This is a genomic window from Pseudarthrobacter sp. TE9888, from assembly GCF_056279345.1.
Genome location: NZ_JBWBRD010000002.1, coordinates 1,565,395 through 1,580,405 on the forward strand (window position 1 = coordinate 1,565,395; position 15,011 = coordinate 1,580,405).

The 15,011-nt window shown below is 67.2% G+C and carries 16 protein-coding genes; 8 read left to right on the plus strand and 8 right to left on the minus strand.

What is annotated here, in order from left to right; all coding sequences use genetic code 11:
- Positions 1-20 precede the first annotated feature (20 nt).
- Positions 21-971: a carbohydrate kinase family protein gene (locus ACZ9J7_RS07880; protein ID WP_476208405.1), complete on the plus strand. Its 951-nt coding sequence runs from the start codon at positions 21-23 to the stop codon at positions 969-971.
- 7 nt (positions 972-978) lie between these two features.
- Here the strand turns inward: ACZ9J7_RS07880 and ACZ9J7_RS07885 are convergent, their stop codons facing one another.
- Positions 979-1,992 (minus strand): matrixin family metalloprotease, encoded by a 1,014-nt coding sequence (locus ACZ9J7_RS07885; protein WP_476208407.1) that lies wholly within the window; start codon positions 1,990-1,992, stop codon positions 979-981.
- Positions 1,993-2,199: 207 nt separating this feature from the next.
- On the minus strand, positions 2,200-3,378 hold the full coding sequence (locus tag ACZ9J7_RS07890; RefSeq protein WP_476208408.1) for an ABC transporter substrate-binding protein: 1,179 nt from the start codon (positions 3,376-3,378) through the stop codon (positions 2,200-2,202).
- A gap of 386 nt (positions 3,379-3,764) precedes the next feature.
- Between ACZ9J7_RS07890 and ACZ9J7_RS07895 the strand changes: the two genes are divergently transcribed.
- Positions 3,765-3,911 (plus strand): lmo0937 family membrane protein, encoded by a 147-nt coding sequence (locus ACZ9J7_RS07895; RefSeq protein WP_141158652.1) that lies wholly within the window; start codon positions 3,765-3,767, stop codon positions 3,909-3,911.
- A 52-nt stretch (positions 3,912-3,963) separates the two neighbouring features.
- Here the strand turns inward: ACZ9J7_RS07895 and ACZ9J7_RS07900 are convergent, their stop codons facing one another.
- Together ACZ9J7_RS07900 and ACZ9J7_RS07905 are read right to left on the minus strand one after the other, a co-directional pair.
- Positions 3,964-5,244 carry a Y-family DNA polymerase gene (locus ACZ9J7_RS07900; RefSeq protein WP_476211817.1) on the minus strand — a complete coding sequence of 427 codons (1,281 nt, stop codon included), beginning with the start codon at positions 5,242-5,244 and terminating at the stop codon, positions 3,964-3,966.
- A gap of 26 nt (positions 5,245-5,270) precedes the next feature.
- On the minus strand, positions 5,271-5,702 hold the full coding sequence (locus ACZ9J7_RS07905; RefSeq protein ID WP_476208409.1) for a LexA family protein: 432 nt from the start codon (positions 5,700-5,702) through the stop codon (positions 5,271-5,273).
- 157 nt (positions 5,703-5,859) lie between these two features.
- Here ACZ9J7_RS07905 and ACZ9J7_RS07910 point away from each other — a divergent pair, with 157 nt between their 5' ends.
- From ACZ9J7_RS07910 to ACZ9J7_RS07920, 3 genes are all read left to right on the plus strand, one after another.
- Positions 5,860-6,678 carry an HAD family hydrolase gene (locus ACZ9J7_RS07910; protein WP_476208411.1) on the plus strand — a complete coding sequence of 273 codons (819 nt, stop codon included), beginning with the start codon at positions 5,860-5,862 and terminating at the stop codon, positions 6,676-6,678.
- Between the two features lie 123 nt (positions 6,679-6,801).
- Positions 6,802-7,065 (plus strand): hypothetical protein, encoded by a 264-nt coding sequence (locus ACZ9J7_RS07915; protein ID WP_141182959.1) that lies wholly within the window; start codon positions 6,802-6,804, stop codon positions 7,063-7,065.
- Between the two features lie 41 nt (positions 7,066-7,106).
- Positions 7,107-7,943 carry a glycerophosphodiester phosphodiesterase family protein gene (locus ACZ9J7_RS07920; protein WP_476208413.1) on the plus strand — a complete coding sequence of 279 codons (837 nt, stop codon included), beginning with the start codon at positions 7,107-7,109 and terminating at the stop codon, positions 7,941-7,943.
- Here the strand turns inward: ACZ9J7_RS07920 and ACZ9J7_RS07925 are convergent.
- Positions 7,940-8,293 carry a hypothetical protein gene (locus ACZ9J7_RS07925; protein WP_476208415.1) on the minus strand — a complete coding sequence of 118 codons (354 nt, stop codon included), beginning with the start codon at positions 8,291-8,293 and terminating at the stop codon, positions 7,940-7,942. The two genes, ACZ9J7_RS07920 and ACZ9J7_RS07925, sit on opposite strands and share 4 nt — an antisense overlap.
- A gap of 133 nt (positions 8,294-8,426) precedes the next feature.
- Here ACZ9J7_RS07925 and ACZ9J7_RS07930 point away from each other — a divergent pair, with 133 nt between their 5' ends.
- Positions 8,427-8,663 carry a DUF6480 family protein gene (locus ACZ9J7_RS07930; protein ID WP_476208417.1) on the plus strand — a complete coding sequence of 79 codons (237 nt, stop codon included), beginning with the start codon at positions 8,427-8,429 and terminating at the stop codon, positions 8,661-8,663.
- A 66-nt stretch (positions 8,664-8,729) separates the two neighbouring features.
- Here the strand turns inward: ACZ9J7_RS07930 and ACZ9J7_RS07935 are convergent, their stop codons facing one another.
- From ACZ9J7_RS07935 to ACZ9J7_RS07945, 3 genes are all read right to left on the minus strand, one after another.
- Positions 8,730-9,794: an EAL domain-containing protein gene (locus ACZ9J7_RS07935; RefSeq protein WP_476208418.1), complete on the minus strand. Its 1,065-nt coding sequence runs from the start codon at positions 9,792-9,794 to the stop codon at positions 8,730-8,732.
- Between the two features lie 170 nt (positions 9,795-9,964).
- The gene (locus ACZ9J7_RS07940) at positions 9,965-11,515 is read right to left on the minus strand and encodes a putative bifunctional diguanylate cyclase/phosphodiesterase (RefSeq protein WP_476208420.1); all 1,551 of its coding nucleotides are present in this window, start codon (positions 11,513-11,515) and stop codon (positions 9,965-9,967) included.
- A gap of 20 nt (positions 11,516-11,535) precedes the next feature.
- Positions 11,536-13,179, minus strand: coding sequence for an ATP-binding protein (locus tag ACZ9J7_RS07945; protein WP_476208422.1), 1,644 nt, complete (start codon positions 13,177-13,179; stop codon positions 11,536-11,538).
- A gap of 217 nt (positions 13,180-13,396) precedes the next feature.
- Here ACZ9J7_RS07945 and ACZ9J7_RS07950 point away from each other — a divergent pair, with 217 nt between their 5' ends.
- Both ACZ9J7_RS07950 and ACZ9J7_RS07955 read left to right on the plus strand, forming a co-directional pair.
- Positions 13,397-14,173 (plus strand): class I SAM-dependent methyltransferase, encoded by a 777-nt coding sequence (locus tag ACZ9J7_RS07950; protein ID WP_476211818.1) that lies wholly within the window; start codon positions 13,397-13,399, stop codon positions 14,171-14,173.
- A 373-nt stretch (positions 14,174-14,546) separates the two neighbouring features.
- Positions 14,547-14,999 carry a hypothetical protein gene (locus tag ACZ9J7_RS07955; protein ID WP_476208424.1) on the plus strand — a complete coding sequence of 151 codons (453 nt, stop codon included), beginning with the start codon at positions 14,547-14,549 and terminating at the stop codon, positions 14,997-14,999.
- Positions 15,000-15,011 lie beyond the last annotated feature (12 nt).

Here is a 15,011-nt window from a genome sequence, read left to right on the forward strand (position 1 = left end):
CGGCCGCTTTCTGGCAGAGTATGACCATGCTCACAGTGATCGGCGAAGGCCTTGTTGACGTTGTCCAGCGCGCTTCCGGAATCGAGGCCCACGTGGGCGGAAGCCCCCTGAATGTCGCGGTGGGCCTGGCCCGGCTGGACCACCCGGTGCAGTTCATTGGCCGTTACGGCCGGGACGCGTACGGCGACTCGGTGGCGGCGCACCTGCGCGCCAGCTCCGTCATGCTGCCGGTGGCCCCGGACGAGCTGCCCACCAGCGTGGCCACCGCACTGATTGACGACGACGGCGCCGCCACCTACACCTTTGACCTCGCCTGGGAGCTGCCGCACCTGGCAGACCGGCTTGGCTTCATGCTGCAGGGAACCACCCTGCTGCACACCGGCTCCATTGCCACCATGCTGGCGCCCGGGGCCACCGACGTGCTGGCCGCCGTCGAATACGCCCACCCGTCCGCCACCATCAGTTTCGATCCCAACTGCCGGCCCAGCATCATCACGGACGTGGACTTTGCCCGGCGCCAGGCCGAAAAGTTCGTCACGTTGTCCGACGTGGTCAAGGCCTCGGACGAGGACCTGGCCTGGCTTTACCCGGGACAGGACGTGCTGGATTCGGCCCGCAAGTGGCTGGCACTCGGCGGGGAGGAAGGCCCGGCGATGGTGGTGGTCACCCGCGGTGCTGACGGGCCGTGGGGTGTGTGCCGGGCCGGCGAAGCCGCCATTCCCGCCCCACAGGTGGAGGTGGCGGATACCGTGGGGGCCGGGGATTCTTTCATGGCGGCCCTGCTGTCCGGCCTGGTGGACCGGGAGCTGGACGGCGCCCAGAACCGGCAGGACCTGCGCGACCTTCCCGTCGAGGGACTCTCCGAACTCCTGGCACACGCCGCCCGCGCGGCCGCCGTCACGGTGTCCCGCCCGGGCGCCAACCCGCCGACCCGGGAGGAGCTCCACGGGGCAGAAGGGGAAGGGGCTTAGTGGGGCGCTAGAGCTGCGGGACGCAGGGGCCGCTGCCCAGCAGGGCCAGCCCGGCGCGGTCACCGGCAGCGAAGTCCCGGACGCCCATGTTTTCGGCATACATCAGTTGGGCCGGATCGTTGACGTGGTCCAGGCCCAGCACGTGTCCGAGCTCGTGCATGATGATGGCGCGGACCTCGGCGGCGCCGTCCGGCCTGCCGGCGATGATCCCGGCAAGGTCGGGGGCATCAAGGCGCACCTGCCCTGCTTCGAGGACCAGCGGCTGGCCGGGGACCTCCACGTAGGCGCTCCCGCCGAGGCCGGCGACGTTCCCTGCAAGGCCGGGGGTCTCAACAGGCGTTGACCAGGCAATGAGAAGCGGCACCCACCGCTTTCCGTAGCGGTCCGGCTGGAACGCCGACCGGTCATCTGACGGCGCTTCCGTCGTCGGTCCGTCATCGACAAACTGGAGCCCGGAGGCCTGGGAGACTGCTGCCACAGCCTCCCGGATCAGGACGTCGCCACCAGGCAGCGCGTTGTCCGGACGGACAACATAATGGACCGGGCGGCACGGGTCGTACGCAATGACCGGCTGGCTTGCCCTCGGCGACTCCTGCAGCACAAAGGCGGTGGAGCCTGTGCTGGCCGGCGGCGTGCCCAAGGGCGCGGAAGCGGCTTCATATCCCGGCGGCGGCATTTTCGCCCCCGGCAGGTACGGGGCCACGGCAGGAAGGACCAAGCGGTCGAAGAGCGCCGGTGAAAAGTACAAGCAGGCAACCAGGGCGATCCCCAGGACCGTCCGCACCCGGATGGACCGCCTGGACCAGCTCCGCGTCCCGGGCCGTCCCCGGAACTTCTTCCGGCGCCGTTGAGAGGGGGTGGGGGCCCGCCAGGGTGAAGCAGCCTCCGCCCTGCCGTACGCTTCGTCGATGGCCCATTGCGGGATGCGTCCGCTGGGGGAACGCCGGACGTTTGGCGGGGCGTAGCCGTCCGGCCCGTCCTGTTGCGAATCCCTGCCATTTCCGTAACCGTGCACCGGCATCCCCCTAGTCCCGGCCGCCTGCCGCCGGCCAACCCTCCCAGCCTAAAGGCGGGTTGCCCGGTCCTGCCGCGGGAAAGGCGCAGGATTCAAGCAAGAAAGATGGCCGCGCCGCTCCCGGGCCGAAGCCCACCCGACGGCCCCATCGATTGCTCCGTAGATGCCGTTATGGGGGCTCAAAAGGGCGTTGACGGAGCAATCGATGCGCTTTTACTCCTGCCCGAGCCCGGCGGCGGAGGTCTTCACGGTGGAGACACTGTTGAGGGCCCGCAGGTCGAAGATCCCGTTGATGTCGGCCTGCTTGGTGGTGCCAGCGGTGACGCCGTCGGCCAGGAGCTTCTGGTAGGTGCCGGCGAGCGGGTCCACCGTGAACACAATGTTCTTCAACGAGCGGTCAATGACGTCCGCCGTCAGTTCGGCGCCGGCGGCTTCCTTGAGGGCTGAATTGATCACGGTGGCCTTGTCGGAGGCTGACGCGCTGTTCAGCCACTCGACCGATTTCGCGTGGCCCTTCAGGAGCGCCTTCACGGTGTCGGGATGGTCGGCGGCGAACTGCCGGTTCACGATCAGGATGGTGGTGGGGAATTCGCCGGGCTTGCCGGACAGCGAACCATCCCACAGGTCCTTTTCATCCACCAGCACCCTGGCTCCGGCGTTCAGCACCAGCCGTGACGCCCACGGCTCAGGCAGCCACGCGCCGTCGAGCTTTCCGTCCTGGAACAGCTTGAGGGTCTGGGCGTTCTCCGTGGGGTTGATGGCCACGTCACCGCTGCCGTCCACGTTTGTTTTGTATCCCTGGGATGAAAGCCACGCGCGCAGGGCCACGTCCTGGGTTCCGCCGAGCTGCGGGGAGGCGAGGGTCTTGCCCTTGAGGCCGGCGGCGGAGGTGATGTCCGGCTTGACCACCAGTTGCGCTCCACCGGCGGCGGCGCCGGCGATGATGTTGACCGACTGGCCCTGGCTCTTCACGAAGGAATTGATCGCCGGGTTGGGTCCGATGTAGGTGGCATCGATGGCGCCGGCATTCAGGGCCTCGATGGCTGCGGGACCGGCGTTGAACACCTGGGTGCTGAGCTTGGTGCCGCCGAGCTCATCCTTGATGAAGCCTTTGCTGACACCCACGAGGGCCGGCGCGTGGGTGACGTTCCCAAAGTAGCCAAGCTTCAGCTCGGCCGCTGGGTTGCCGGCAGGCGCGCCCTCCTGCGTGGCCGCAGGGGCGCCGCTGTTAACCGAGGAAGCGACGGCGGCACCCCCGCCGATGAGGGCCAGGACGGCTGCCGCGATTCCGATTTTTAGGCCACGCGGGCGGGCGTATTTAGCGGGCTGCCCGGCAACGATCCGGGTTGAACCTTGCTGCGTCTGCGGATTCTTGTCCTGCGGGTTGGCCATGGGAACTCCTCTGCTGGGGGCGGATGCTGAGACGAGATTACGGACGGCCCGGCGGCCCCACAATCAATCCCGTAGCGGGCGTTCACGGGACGACGCGAACGCTCAACGCGGCGTCGCAGAGGGTCAAGAAACGTCCCGGAACGTCTTATCCGCGGCCCCGCGGATGCCAGGTAATAAGACACGTTCCTATTTCCATTTGATAGGCCGTTTCCAGTTGGCACTTCCTGAAATATGGTGATAACCATCACGTCACGTGGGCGTGAATAACAGATGTGGCATGGGGGCCCGGAGCGAGAGGCAGGGGTGGATTCCTTACGGCCGGCTTTTTGTGCAGCGCCGGTTTGAACAATCAGCAATTCGAACAAAAAACAATGTAGGAGATTCTCATGTTGCTTTGGATCGCTATTATCATCGCCGTTCTCTGGCTCCTCGGACTGCTCGCAAATATTGGCGGGGGCCTGATTCACATCCTGTTGGTGATCGCCGTGGTGGTGCTGATCTTCCACTTCATCCAAAACAGGTCCCGGGCCTAGCGCCAACAGGTTTCCGCCGCCCGCCCTCCGGCCGGCGGCGGAAACCGGGGCCTCAGGCCGCCTTGACCACGGGGAGTTCGTCCCAATGCGTGGTGTACCGGGGCGAGCGCATGCCCCGTTTCATGGTCCAGTCCAGGCCGGATTTGATGCCGGCGTGTCCCAGCCCTATTGAGCCGCGCCCGAAGCGATGGCTCACATTCTCCAGCAGGGGGCCGATGCCGCGTTCCTCGTGCCGGTTCTCGAACGGCGCCAGCGGTGGCTGGTTGCCCGTGGGCCGAAGGTCGGTGAGCATCAGGCCCGCCTTGGCGTACTTCAATCCTTCTTTGATGTTTGGCAGCAGCGCGTGCGCGGCCCGGGTGAGCAGCAGCGGGTCCGCGGTGGGCATGGGCAGCGGGACGCAGACGGACGGATAAGCCTGCTCGTTGTCCCGGAAGGGCGAAGTGGCAGCGAAGGCTGTCAGGACCTTGGCCTGCAGCCCGTGCTTGGACAGCCTGGCACTGGCCTGCTGCCCGTAAACGCTGAACACCTCCCGAAGTCCGGCGGCTGTTGTTACCGGAGTGGCAAAGGAGCGGGAAAAAATCAGCTGGTCCCGGCCGATGCGCTCTTCCTCCATGGGGATACAGGGCGTGCCCCGCAGTTCCAGGACGGTGCGCATCAGCACCACCGAGAACTTGTCCCTGATCACGACTGGATCCGCGCCGACCAGGTCCTGGACCGTGAAGATTCCCAGCACGTTGAGCCGTTTGGTGAGCCGGCCGGCAATGCCCCAGATCTCGTCCACAGGCAACCGGGCCATTAGCAGTTCCCGGACGTCAGCCGGTACCGCCTCCCAGAGGCAGACACCGCCGAAAGCGGGATTGTTCTTGGCCCACTTGTTGCAGAGCTTGGCCAGGGTCTTGGTGGGGGCGATGCCCACGCAGACCGGCACCCCGACATGCCGCCGCACCGCCTCTTTCATCCGGCGGCCCAGCACCAGGAGGTCGTCCGGGCTGCCCTTTACGCCCAGGAAGGCCTCGTCGATGCTGTAGACCTCCAGCCACGCCGAGTACCTGCCCAGCAGCTCCATGACCCGTGAGCTGATGTCGCCATACAGCTCATAGTTGCTGGACTTAGCCACCAGGCCCCACTCCTTGGCCCTCGGCGCAAGCTTGAACCACGGCTCGCCCGTGGCGATGCCAAGGGCCTTCGCCTCGGGGGAGCGGGTCACCGCGCAACCGTCGTTGTTGGACAGCACCACCAGCGGGCGGCCTTCCAGCGAGGGGTCGAAGGCGCGTTCGGCGGAGGCATAGAAGCAGTTGACGTCCACGTGCGCGATCTGGGGCAGCTGCCGCATGGGGACCGGCTTAGGCACTGCGCTCCCTAGACATGATGCAGGCACCTGGTGGCCACGCCCCAGATGGTGAGCTCGGACAGTGCGGGTACGCGGATGTCCGGGTACTTTCGGTTCTCCGCCTGCAGCGCCACGCCGGTGCCGGTGATGCGCAGGCGTTTGACCGTCAGTTCCCCGTCCAGCACCGCGATCACCACGGACCCGTCCTTGGGTTCAAGGGCGCGGTTGACGATCAGCTCGTCGCCGTCGCTGATGCCTGCTCCTTCCATGGAATCCCCGGTCACCCGCACCACGAAGGTGCTGGTGATGTCCTTGATCAGGTGCGCATTGAGGTCGATCCGTCCGTCGAAATAGTCCTGGGCGGGCGACGGGAAGCCAGCTGCGACCGCCACGGGCGAGATCAGCACCGAAAACAATGAGGCGCCCGCATCTACCACGCGGGGACCGATAATAACGCCCACAACACACCTTTATTCGAATATATGTTCGATAGGTTCAGTGTAGCCCCGGCGACTGACATCGGGCACCCAGGCGGAGGCGCCTGAACCAGGGCGGGCGCCTCCAGCCTTGGGCCGCTGCGCGGACGACGCCGGCCCAACCCCCACGTAGACTTGCAGGATGCGGTTGGTGGCAAGCGATATTGACGGAACGATCCTCGGACACGATGGAAAAATCAGCGACCGCACCATCAGGGCCTTCCACGCCTGCCGCGACGCCGGCGTCGAACTGGTGTTTGTGACCGGCCGCCCGCCCCGCTGGCTGCACCCGCTCGAAGAGCAGTTGGGCCACACCGGCCGCGTGATCTGCTCCAACGGTGCCGTGGTCTGGGACCTCGAGGCGGACCGCCTGGTCTCCGCGCGCACCCTGGCCATCGACACCGTCCTGGAAGCCCGCCGCATCATCAAGGCACTCCGCCCGGCTGCGCTGTTTGCCGCCGAAACGCTCGCCGGCTTCCATCTGGAACCGGGCTTCATCGAAAACGAATCCAGCGAACTCCTCGCCGAGTTCACCCCCGCCCCGCTGCGGGACACGCTCACGGACGAGGACGCCGTAGTCAAATTCCTCGCCATCGTCCGCGAGGGCACCCCGGACGACTTCCTCGCCGAGGTGGCGCCCGCCGTCGAACACCTGGCCGCCACCACCCACTCATCACCGGGCGTTGCCATGCTGGAACTGTCCCTGCCCGGCGTGAACAAGGCCGTCACCCTCGCTGAATACGCGGGCGCACTGGGCATCGACGCCGCCGACGTCGTGGCCTTCGGCGACATGCCCAACGACATTGAGATGCTCCGCTGGGCCGGCCACGGCTACGCGATGGCCAGCGGCCATCCGGATGCCATCCGGGCTGCGGGGCAGCAGGCGCCGCATTTTGACGACGACGGCGTCGCCCAGGTTCTGGAGGCGCGGCTCGCCGCGCTGGGCGTCCAGTTCTCCTGACCCTGCCGTGCGGGTCCGGCACCCCCAACTTCACAGCTTGCGCTCACTTGGCGTTTACCTTCCCGCCGTAGCGTGAAGCGTGGAGAGCAGGCACCCTCCCGCCGGCTCGATAAGGGGGCAACCATGGCAAGAAACGTCAGGCAGCACGCGGCCGACGCGCCGCTGCGCAAAGCAACGCCCGCTCCGCACTGGAAGCAGCTGCGCCAGGGGGACCGGGTCCGGGTCCAGTTCGCGCCCGGGTTTGAGGCGGGCGGCGTGGTGGACACCATTACGGCGGACCACACCGCGGTCTGGGTCCACCTGGACGCCGGCCGCGGGCGCACCCTGCTGCACTGCGGCGATGGCGTGGACATCGTTCCCTGCGGCGAGACCGGCTGCCTGGACTGACGGCGGGTTCCACCCGCGGACGCTGGCGGTAGGCTCGCAGTGTGAGCCTGCCTTTCTTTGAGCACCCTGACGACGCCGGGCGGCAGCTTCCCATCGGGATGGCCCACCGGGGATTCTCGGCTGAGGGCCTGGAAAACTCCATGGCCGCATTCCGGGCCGGCGTCGAGCTCGGTTTCCAGTACCTCGAAACGGACGTGCACACCACCGCGGACGGCGTGCTGCTGCTGTTCCATGACGAAACCCTGGACCGCGTCACGGACGGCAGGGGCAGGGTGGCTGAACTGCCCGCTACGGAGGTGGCAAAAGCCCGGATCAACGGCCGGGAACCCATCCCCACGTTCGACGAACTGGTTGCCCAGCTTCCCGACGCGCGCCTGAACCTGGACGTGAAGGACTGGCGCTCAGTCCACAGCACTGCTGCCGCGATCGAGCGGCACCAGGTACATCACCGCGTGCTGGTCACCAGTTTCTCGGACCGGCGGCGGCGGGCTGTACTCAAGCTGCTCAGCCGCCCGGTGGCCTCGTCGGCCGGGGTAGCCTCCAACGCCTTGTTCACGCTGCTGGGACCCATCCTTCCCCGGCCGGTATTCCACCGGCTGATGCGCAGGGTCCTCAGGGACGTGCATGCCCTGCAGGTGCCCGTCCGCTACGGGCGGGTTCCCGTTGTCACTCCTGGCTTCATCCAGCGCGCGCATGACCTGGACCTGGTGGTGCACGTGTGGACCATCAACGATGCGGGCGCAATGCACCGCCTCCTCCAGCTGGGCGTGGACGGCATCGTCACGGACCGGGCGGACCTGCTCCGCGACGTGCTGCGCACCCGCGGCCTGTGGCCCACCAGCCCGGGGGGCGATGGCACCCCGGCTGCCGCCGGCTAGGCCAGGTCCTCTTCGGTGGGCGCCGTGGCGTCCCCAGCCAGGCCGTCGTCGTCCGCTGCCCTGTCCTGCTCCCGGTCACTGTGCGTAGCGCTGCCGCCTGCCTCCTCGGCGTCCCCGCCCAGCGGGCTGCTGGAGACCGGGTCCGGGGAGGCTGCCGTATTGGGGCCGGGCGCCTTCTGCTTCTCCGCCTCCATCGCATTTGAGCCTTCGCTCAGCGATGAGTGGACTTCCACGTCATCGTTCGGGTCTGCCGGGTCGGGCACATCCGTCTTCTCCGTCGGTTTGGATGTCCCGGCCAGGTCCTCCATGGCGTTTTCTGCTGCCTTGCCGATGCTGTCGCCGATTCCCATGTGACTGCTCCTTCCGACATTGCGTGCCGCCCGCCCCCGCGGCGTTCCGGCCCTACTCCTCCAGAATTATCAGCATGCTTACAATTAGTCCAGTGCTGGGGAAACGAACCGCAGCCGGAGAGGAAGGAAAGCAATGAGCACTTACCATCCGGAAAATGACCCCGCCAACCCCGACCGTCCGGGCAAGGACCAGGAGGGCGCCGCCCAGCCCGGCCTGGCGGAGGAGCGCAGCAGGGAATCTGCCGGCTCACCGAACCCGGACCCGCTGGAAGGCAATGTCACCGGCCTGGAGCCTGGCGGGGGAGTCCCGCCGGGGGAGACGCCGCCGGCGGAGGGCCAGATGAGCAGGGACCAGGGACACTCCGAATAGCGCCTGGACGGTCGGTGGGGCGGCGGGCGCAAAGCGCGCCGCCCCACCGCCTGCCCTGACGTTGTTTCAGGAAGACTCTGCGCGCCGGCGGACGGCTCGTGGTTCCGGCTGGCCCGCCAGCTGCCGCTCCAGTCCGTCCACGTCGAGGCGTGTATTCCAGCTGGCCCAGTCCTTGGGCCGCACCGAGGGCCGGCCCAGCAGGTACCCCTGGCCGGCGCTGATGCCCAGCTCGGTGAGGACCTTGAGCTCACCCACGGTTTCGATGCCCTCGGCCACCAGGGTGATGCCGATCTGGTCCGTGAAGTCCACCAGGCAGGCAGCCAGTGCCCGCTGCAGTCCGTCCTTGTCGACGTCGCCGATCACGTTCCGGCCCACCTTGAGCAAGTCGGGCCGCAGGTGGATCATGCGGCTCAGCGCGCCGGCTCCCGTGTGGGTGTCATCGACCGCGATGCGCAGCCCTTTTTCCCGGAGCGGATTGATGGCGGACAGGAACTGCAGGTATTCCTCTTCCGGAATGTCCTCGGTCAGTTCCAGCACCACCCGGTGGATGGGAAGTTCAATGTGGTCGAACAGTTCCGGCAGCCGCGGGTCCATGCAGGACGTGGGCGAAATGTTGAGCGACACGTACAGGTTCGCGGGCAGGTCCCGTGCGGCCGCTGCCGCGGATCCCAGGGCTGAGAACTCCAGGTTGGCGCCCAGGCCCACGGCGGCGGCCTCGGCAAACCACAGCTCGGCGGCCGCGCCGTCGTCGCTGACGAAGCGGGAGAGCGCTTCGGCGCCCACCACCGCTTTTCCTTCCAGCCCGTAAATCGGCTGGAAGGCGGTCATCAGCATCTGGTTTTCGAGCAGCGCACTGATCCGGGAGGTGCTGCGGATTGCATCCAGCTGCTCCGCGAACTGCGGCGGAAGCGCGGGCGGCGTCAGTCGCATCTCCCTGGCAGCCTCCAGGGTTTCCACCATGTTGGCGTCGCTGCGCCGGGTCTCGAGGAGATACTCCAGGAGGGCCCGTTCGGGCACGCCGGGATTCTCATCGAGGCTGTTGCTCAGCCGCTGCCGGACGGCGGCTCCCGCAGGATCCGTATCCGCCAGCACGGCGGCGATAATTCCCCATGCCTGTACCCGAACCGACATTAGCAACGCCCCCAGTTGACGAAGTAATGACCTGATGGCCCAAAAATGTTCAAATGTCCAAACGCCTTATAAAATAACGGTGCTGCCAACCTGATTTCCAGGGCGGCGAATAAGCAGACACCGCACGCTGATCGTATAACGGCGGCCGGAAAAGCGCAGTAGTTTTTGCGTTACTGGTTAGCGCTTTCCTGCTGGTCAGCCAGCAGTTCCGGAATCTGTTCCGGGGGAACGGGGCGGCTGAAGTAGTAGCCCTGGGCGCTCCGGCAGCCCAGGCCGCGCAATATGTCGGCCTGCTCCGCCGTTTCCACGCCCTCCCACACCGCTTCGAGCCCGCACGCCCGCACCAGTTGCAGGACCGCCGCCACCAGGGCTGGCTGGTTGGGATCGCTCTCCAGCCCGGTGATCAGCGACCGGTCCACCTTGACCCGGTCCACCGCCAGCCGGCGAAGGTAGCTGATGGAGGAGTAGCCGGTCCCGAAATCGTCGATTTCGATGCCCACGCCCAAGCCGCGGAGTCCGCCCAGCGAGTACCGGTCCAGCTCGTTGCCTTTGACGATTGCCACTTCCGTCAGCTCCAGGACAACCTGTTCGGGCCTGACGCCGGTCTCCTGGAGTGTGTTGCGCACGTCCTCGATGAACTGAAGGCTTTGCAGGTCGGTGGCGGAGATGTTGATGCGCACGGAGAACCTGCTGTCCACCAGGGAGGCATCAATCCAGGCCCGCAGCTGCTTCACGGCGGTCTTGAGGACCCAGAGGCCCAGTTCCGAGATCAGCCCCGCCTCCTCGGCGAGGGGGATGAATTCGTCCGGCATGATGAAGCCGCGGGTGGGGTGGTTCCACCGGACCAGCGCCTCCACGCCCTCGATCCGGCCGCTGCCAAGCTCCACCACAGGCTGGTAGTACAGCGTCAGGGCATCGTTCTTGATGGCGGCCCGCAGGTCATCCACCAGCTGGCTGCGGAGCCTGCGCATCAGCAGCAGCGCCGGCTCGAACCGGTGCAGCTTGTTCTGGCCTTCGGCCTTGGAGGCGTACATGGCGACGTCCGCCTCCATCAGCATGTCCTCCGGGGTTTGGCCCCCGCTGCCGACGCTGAGGCCGATGCTGGCACCGCAGCGCACGCTCCGGCCGGGGAGCTCAATGGGTTCGTTCAGGGACGCCAGGATCCGGTGCGCCACGATGGCTGCCTGGTCTGCCGACGCCGACGGCATGACAATGGCGAATTCGTCACCGCCCAGGCGGGCGACGACGTCGGGTGCCCGCACTGCGGTCCGGAGCCTTTCGCCCACGGTCACCAGGACCTGGTCGCCGGCGGTGTGCCCCAGGCTGTCGTTGATGGACTTGAACGCGTCCAGGTCCATCAGCAGGATGGCCGGCCCATCCTGCACCCGTTCGGCGTTCGCCGTCGCCCGGGCTTCCAGGGCGGTGCGAAGGGACTCAAGGAGGGCCGACCTGTTGGCCAGTCCGGTCAGCGGGTCCTGCATGGCCATCTTCTGCATCTCAAGGTGCGCCTCGTGCAGGAGCTGGGTCCGGACCTGGACCCGCTGCTCGAGTTCCTCGTAGATGACCTGCAGGTCCTCGGCCAGCAGGTTGGTGCCCATGATGATCGCATCGAGCTCGTCCCGGGCCGGTGAGACCTCTATCCGGGACGTGAGGTCGCCGGAGGCAAGCTTGACGATGCCTTCCAGCAGCTGGGAGAGCCGGGGGTCGTCATTGGCAAACATGGCCAGTCCTCCTTCGGCGCCTAATTGGCCTGGACGCGGTCAGTGCCGAGGGGGAGGCTGACGGTGACGGTGGTCCCGGTGCCCAGGGTGGAGGCGACGTCGATCCGGCCGCCGTGGCGGTCCACGATGTCCTTGGAGATGGCAAGGCCCAGCCCTGTTCCCGGGATGGCGCCGTTCATTGCGTTCGAAGCCCGGTAGAACCTGGTGAACACATGGTCGATTTCGTCACCCGAGATGCCGATGCCGGTATCGGCGATCCGCACGGTGGCCCACTTGGAGCCGTCCGCCGCGGCGTGGGATTCGCTGCCCACCTCGATCCGGCCGCCGCTGGGCGTGAATTTAATGGCATTGGACACGAGGTTGGTGAATACCTGCTGCAGCTGCACCTCGTCGGCCAGGATTTCCGGGTCTTCAGGAACGGGGTCCACGTCGATGGTGACGTTCTGCAGGGTTGCCAGGGGCCGGAGCGCCGCGGCCACCAGGTCCAGGGTGCGTCCCAGGCGCACCGGCGCCAGCTGCATTTCGGTGGTGTCCAGGCCTCCGCGGGAGACGCTGAGCATGTCCTCGATGAGTGTCCGGAGCCGTTCGGTGTTGCGGACCACGATGTCCAGCATCTGGTGGACTTCCCTGGACACCGGGTGTTCGGTGCTCTCCTGGATCATGTCCAGGTACGCCATGATCGAGGTCAGCGGGGTGCGAAGCTCGTGGTTCACTGTGGCCAGGAAATCCGTCTTCGCCTTGTCGAGTTCCCGCAACTGCTTCACCACCTGCTGCTGGCTGCTGATCAGGTGGCTTTGGATGAGCCCGTAGGCGGCGTTGCCGGCCACGTGCTGGATCAGGCCCAGCTCGGCGCTGGACCAGGTCCGTGGCCGGTCCATCATGGCGATCCAGATGATGCCCAGGGAGGAGTTGCCTTCGCCGATGGGCACCGCCAGCGTCGAGGCCGCTCCTGCAATGGCCCGGGCCGGCTTCTCCTCGGCACGCGCCTCGGTTTCCGTTCCGTCCGCGGAGGGTGTCTCTGTCCCGGCCCATAAGGCATCCGCCGTGGCGCGCGCCTCGTCCTCGCCGGGAAGTGCGCCTGGGGGCAGCTCCGCCAGTCCCTCCTTGTGCCACTTGGCAGTGATCACCGGGACGCGGTGGTCCTCGAAAGTGGAAAGGACCACATGGTCGGCCTTGAAGGTCCGGCCGAAGCCGGAGACGACGTGGTTGGCGATCTCCTGCGGATCGTTGGTGGCGCGTACTGCGGCAGAAACTTCGCGCAGCTGCTCGCGGAGCCCCTCTGCCACCTGCCGGGAGGAACGCCGCAGGGAGACCTGCTCGATGAGGACGGACGCCCGGTGGACCAGCTCCTTAGGTTCCGGCGGTTTGGTAATGCAGTCGTGGACGCCGGGCGGGGTGGCCGCGGCGATCTCCTGCGGATTGTCCAGATCCACCATGACCAGGACGGGCGCCGCGGACTCGACGGAGGCCAGAAGCGCGTCGGCCACGACGACGGAGGGCTGGCCGGCGTCCAGCAGGGCGGCCAGGCCGGCGGCGTCCGAGGCCTCCAGGACGCCGAACCCGGCATCCCGCAGCGCCTTGGCATTGCGGGCCAGCCGGCCGGCGTCGGGATCAGCGACGACGGCGGTACGGGCCAGGCGCACGCCACTCGGCACAGCCGTCACAGTGATCCCTTCCTCCCAGTTGAGTACATTCTAGGGGGACGCGGGCCGCGCCGGTCCAGAGCGCCGGGCCCCGGCGTTGCACCCCGCATACCGTGCCGCGGTGGAGTAGGCGCGCCGTAATGTGGCCGAAGCAACGCCGGCTCCCAGGCAGGGAACATATATTTGATCCGTGTCCTCCCCAACGAAGTCGCCGCGGTCCATACTGCAGAAGTACCTGATGATCCCCAAGCTGGTCAGGCTGTCCAGGGGTGCGCCGAAGGACCGGCATAAAGCGTGGGACGCGTACTGGGCAGGCATCACGGCCACCGGTCGGGGCGGCGAGGTCCTGTGGGATTCGGGGAGCGACCATGAGTTCCTAGGCTATAAGGACAGTCTCCTGCAGTACCTGGACCCCGCCCTTCCCGTCGTGGACACCGGCTGCGGCCATGGCAGCTTCACCCGTGCGCTCGCGGACGTCTTTCCGCGCGTGGTGGGGGTGGACGTCTCGCCGCACGCCGTTGCCAAGGCCCGGGCGGAGTCGGCTGGACATGGCAACACGGCCTTTGAAGCACGCGACATGACGGCGGAAGGCGCCGGGGCTGCCCTGGCGGAGTCCATCAACGCGGGTGGTGACGGCGCCAACGCCTTCATCCGCGGCGTCCTGCACGTCCTGGCTCCAGCCCACCAGGTGGCGCTCGTCGAGAACCTCCGGCTCCTGGCGGGGCGCCGTGGCACCGTCTTCATGGCGGAGACGAACTTCCAGGGGAACCCGGTGGAGTACGTATCCCACCTCGGGGCTACCACCCGCGGCATCCCGGCGCCGCTGGAACTGGCCATCCGGGGACTGCCCATGCCCGGGCACTTCGGTCCCGAAGAGCGTGAACGTGCCTTTCCGGCGTCGGCCTGGGAACTCCTTGAAGACGGCCATACGGCCATCGAAACCAACCCCGTGACCGGCGTACCCGGCCAGGACCGGGTGCCGGGGTACTACGCAGTGGTCCGCCCCCGCCGGTAGCCCGGCCACCCAACGTCCCTGGGCCGTCGGGTACGCAAATGCCGCAATGCCCCCCAGCCGGCCGCAAAGATCCCGCCACTCCCCTTGACAGGGACCCGATCCGGAGGCTCCATAGTCAGTAGACTTACTAGTTACCCCAGGTGAAAGGATGGCCACGCCGGCTGGGAGGAATGGTTGGACACCTTCGGCTCCCGGAACTGAACTTCATCGACCAGGAACAACGCAGCGACGGCGCCTTTCCAACTTTTTCCGGACTGGAAGACCCCAGCCCGGAAAAGCGCCCGAGCCGCAACCGCGCCCCAGCGTTCGGGCGGCGCCGGATAACCCGCCGGTGCCCCGGCCGGCCGCCGACGCAAGACCCACAGGAACCATCATGAGCAATATCATCCCGTCCGGAGACCTTCGCCGGATGCTGCTGCCTCCCACCTACGGGCGGCACGTCACGCCAGCCACCGAATTCACCGTCCTGTCCGTGGAAGTCTGGGCCTCGGGCCTGGTGGTAAACATCCACCTTCCCTCAGCGGATTCCCCGGAACCCCGGCTGGTGCTCCAGGACCACTTTGGCACCGAATACACGCTGCAGGAATCCGCCACTGTCGGCGCACGCAACCTGCAGGTTTTCGCCCCCTCGGTACCGCCCGGCACCAGGAGCCTGACCATCAGGGCGGCTGACGACGCCGACAGCCGGCCCGTGGTGACCTTCGCGGTGCCCCTCATGGCAGTCCGTGAAGAACGGCCGGACCTGGCGCCGGCACCCCGGGAGGCCGGAGCATCCGCTGACGGTGACCACGAGTCCTACGAGCCCGACCTCCGCCGCCCTGCCTGACCCTCTGAGAGG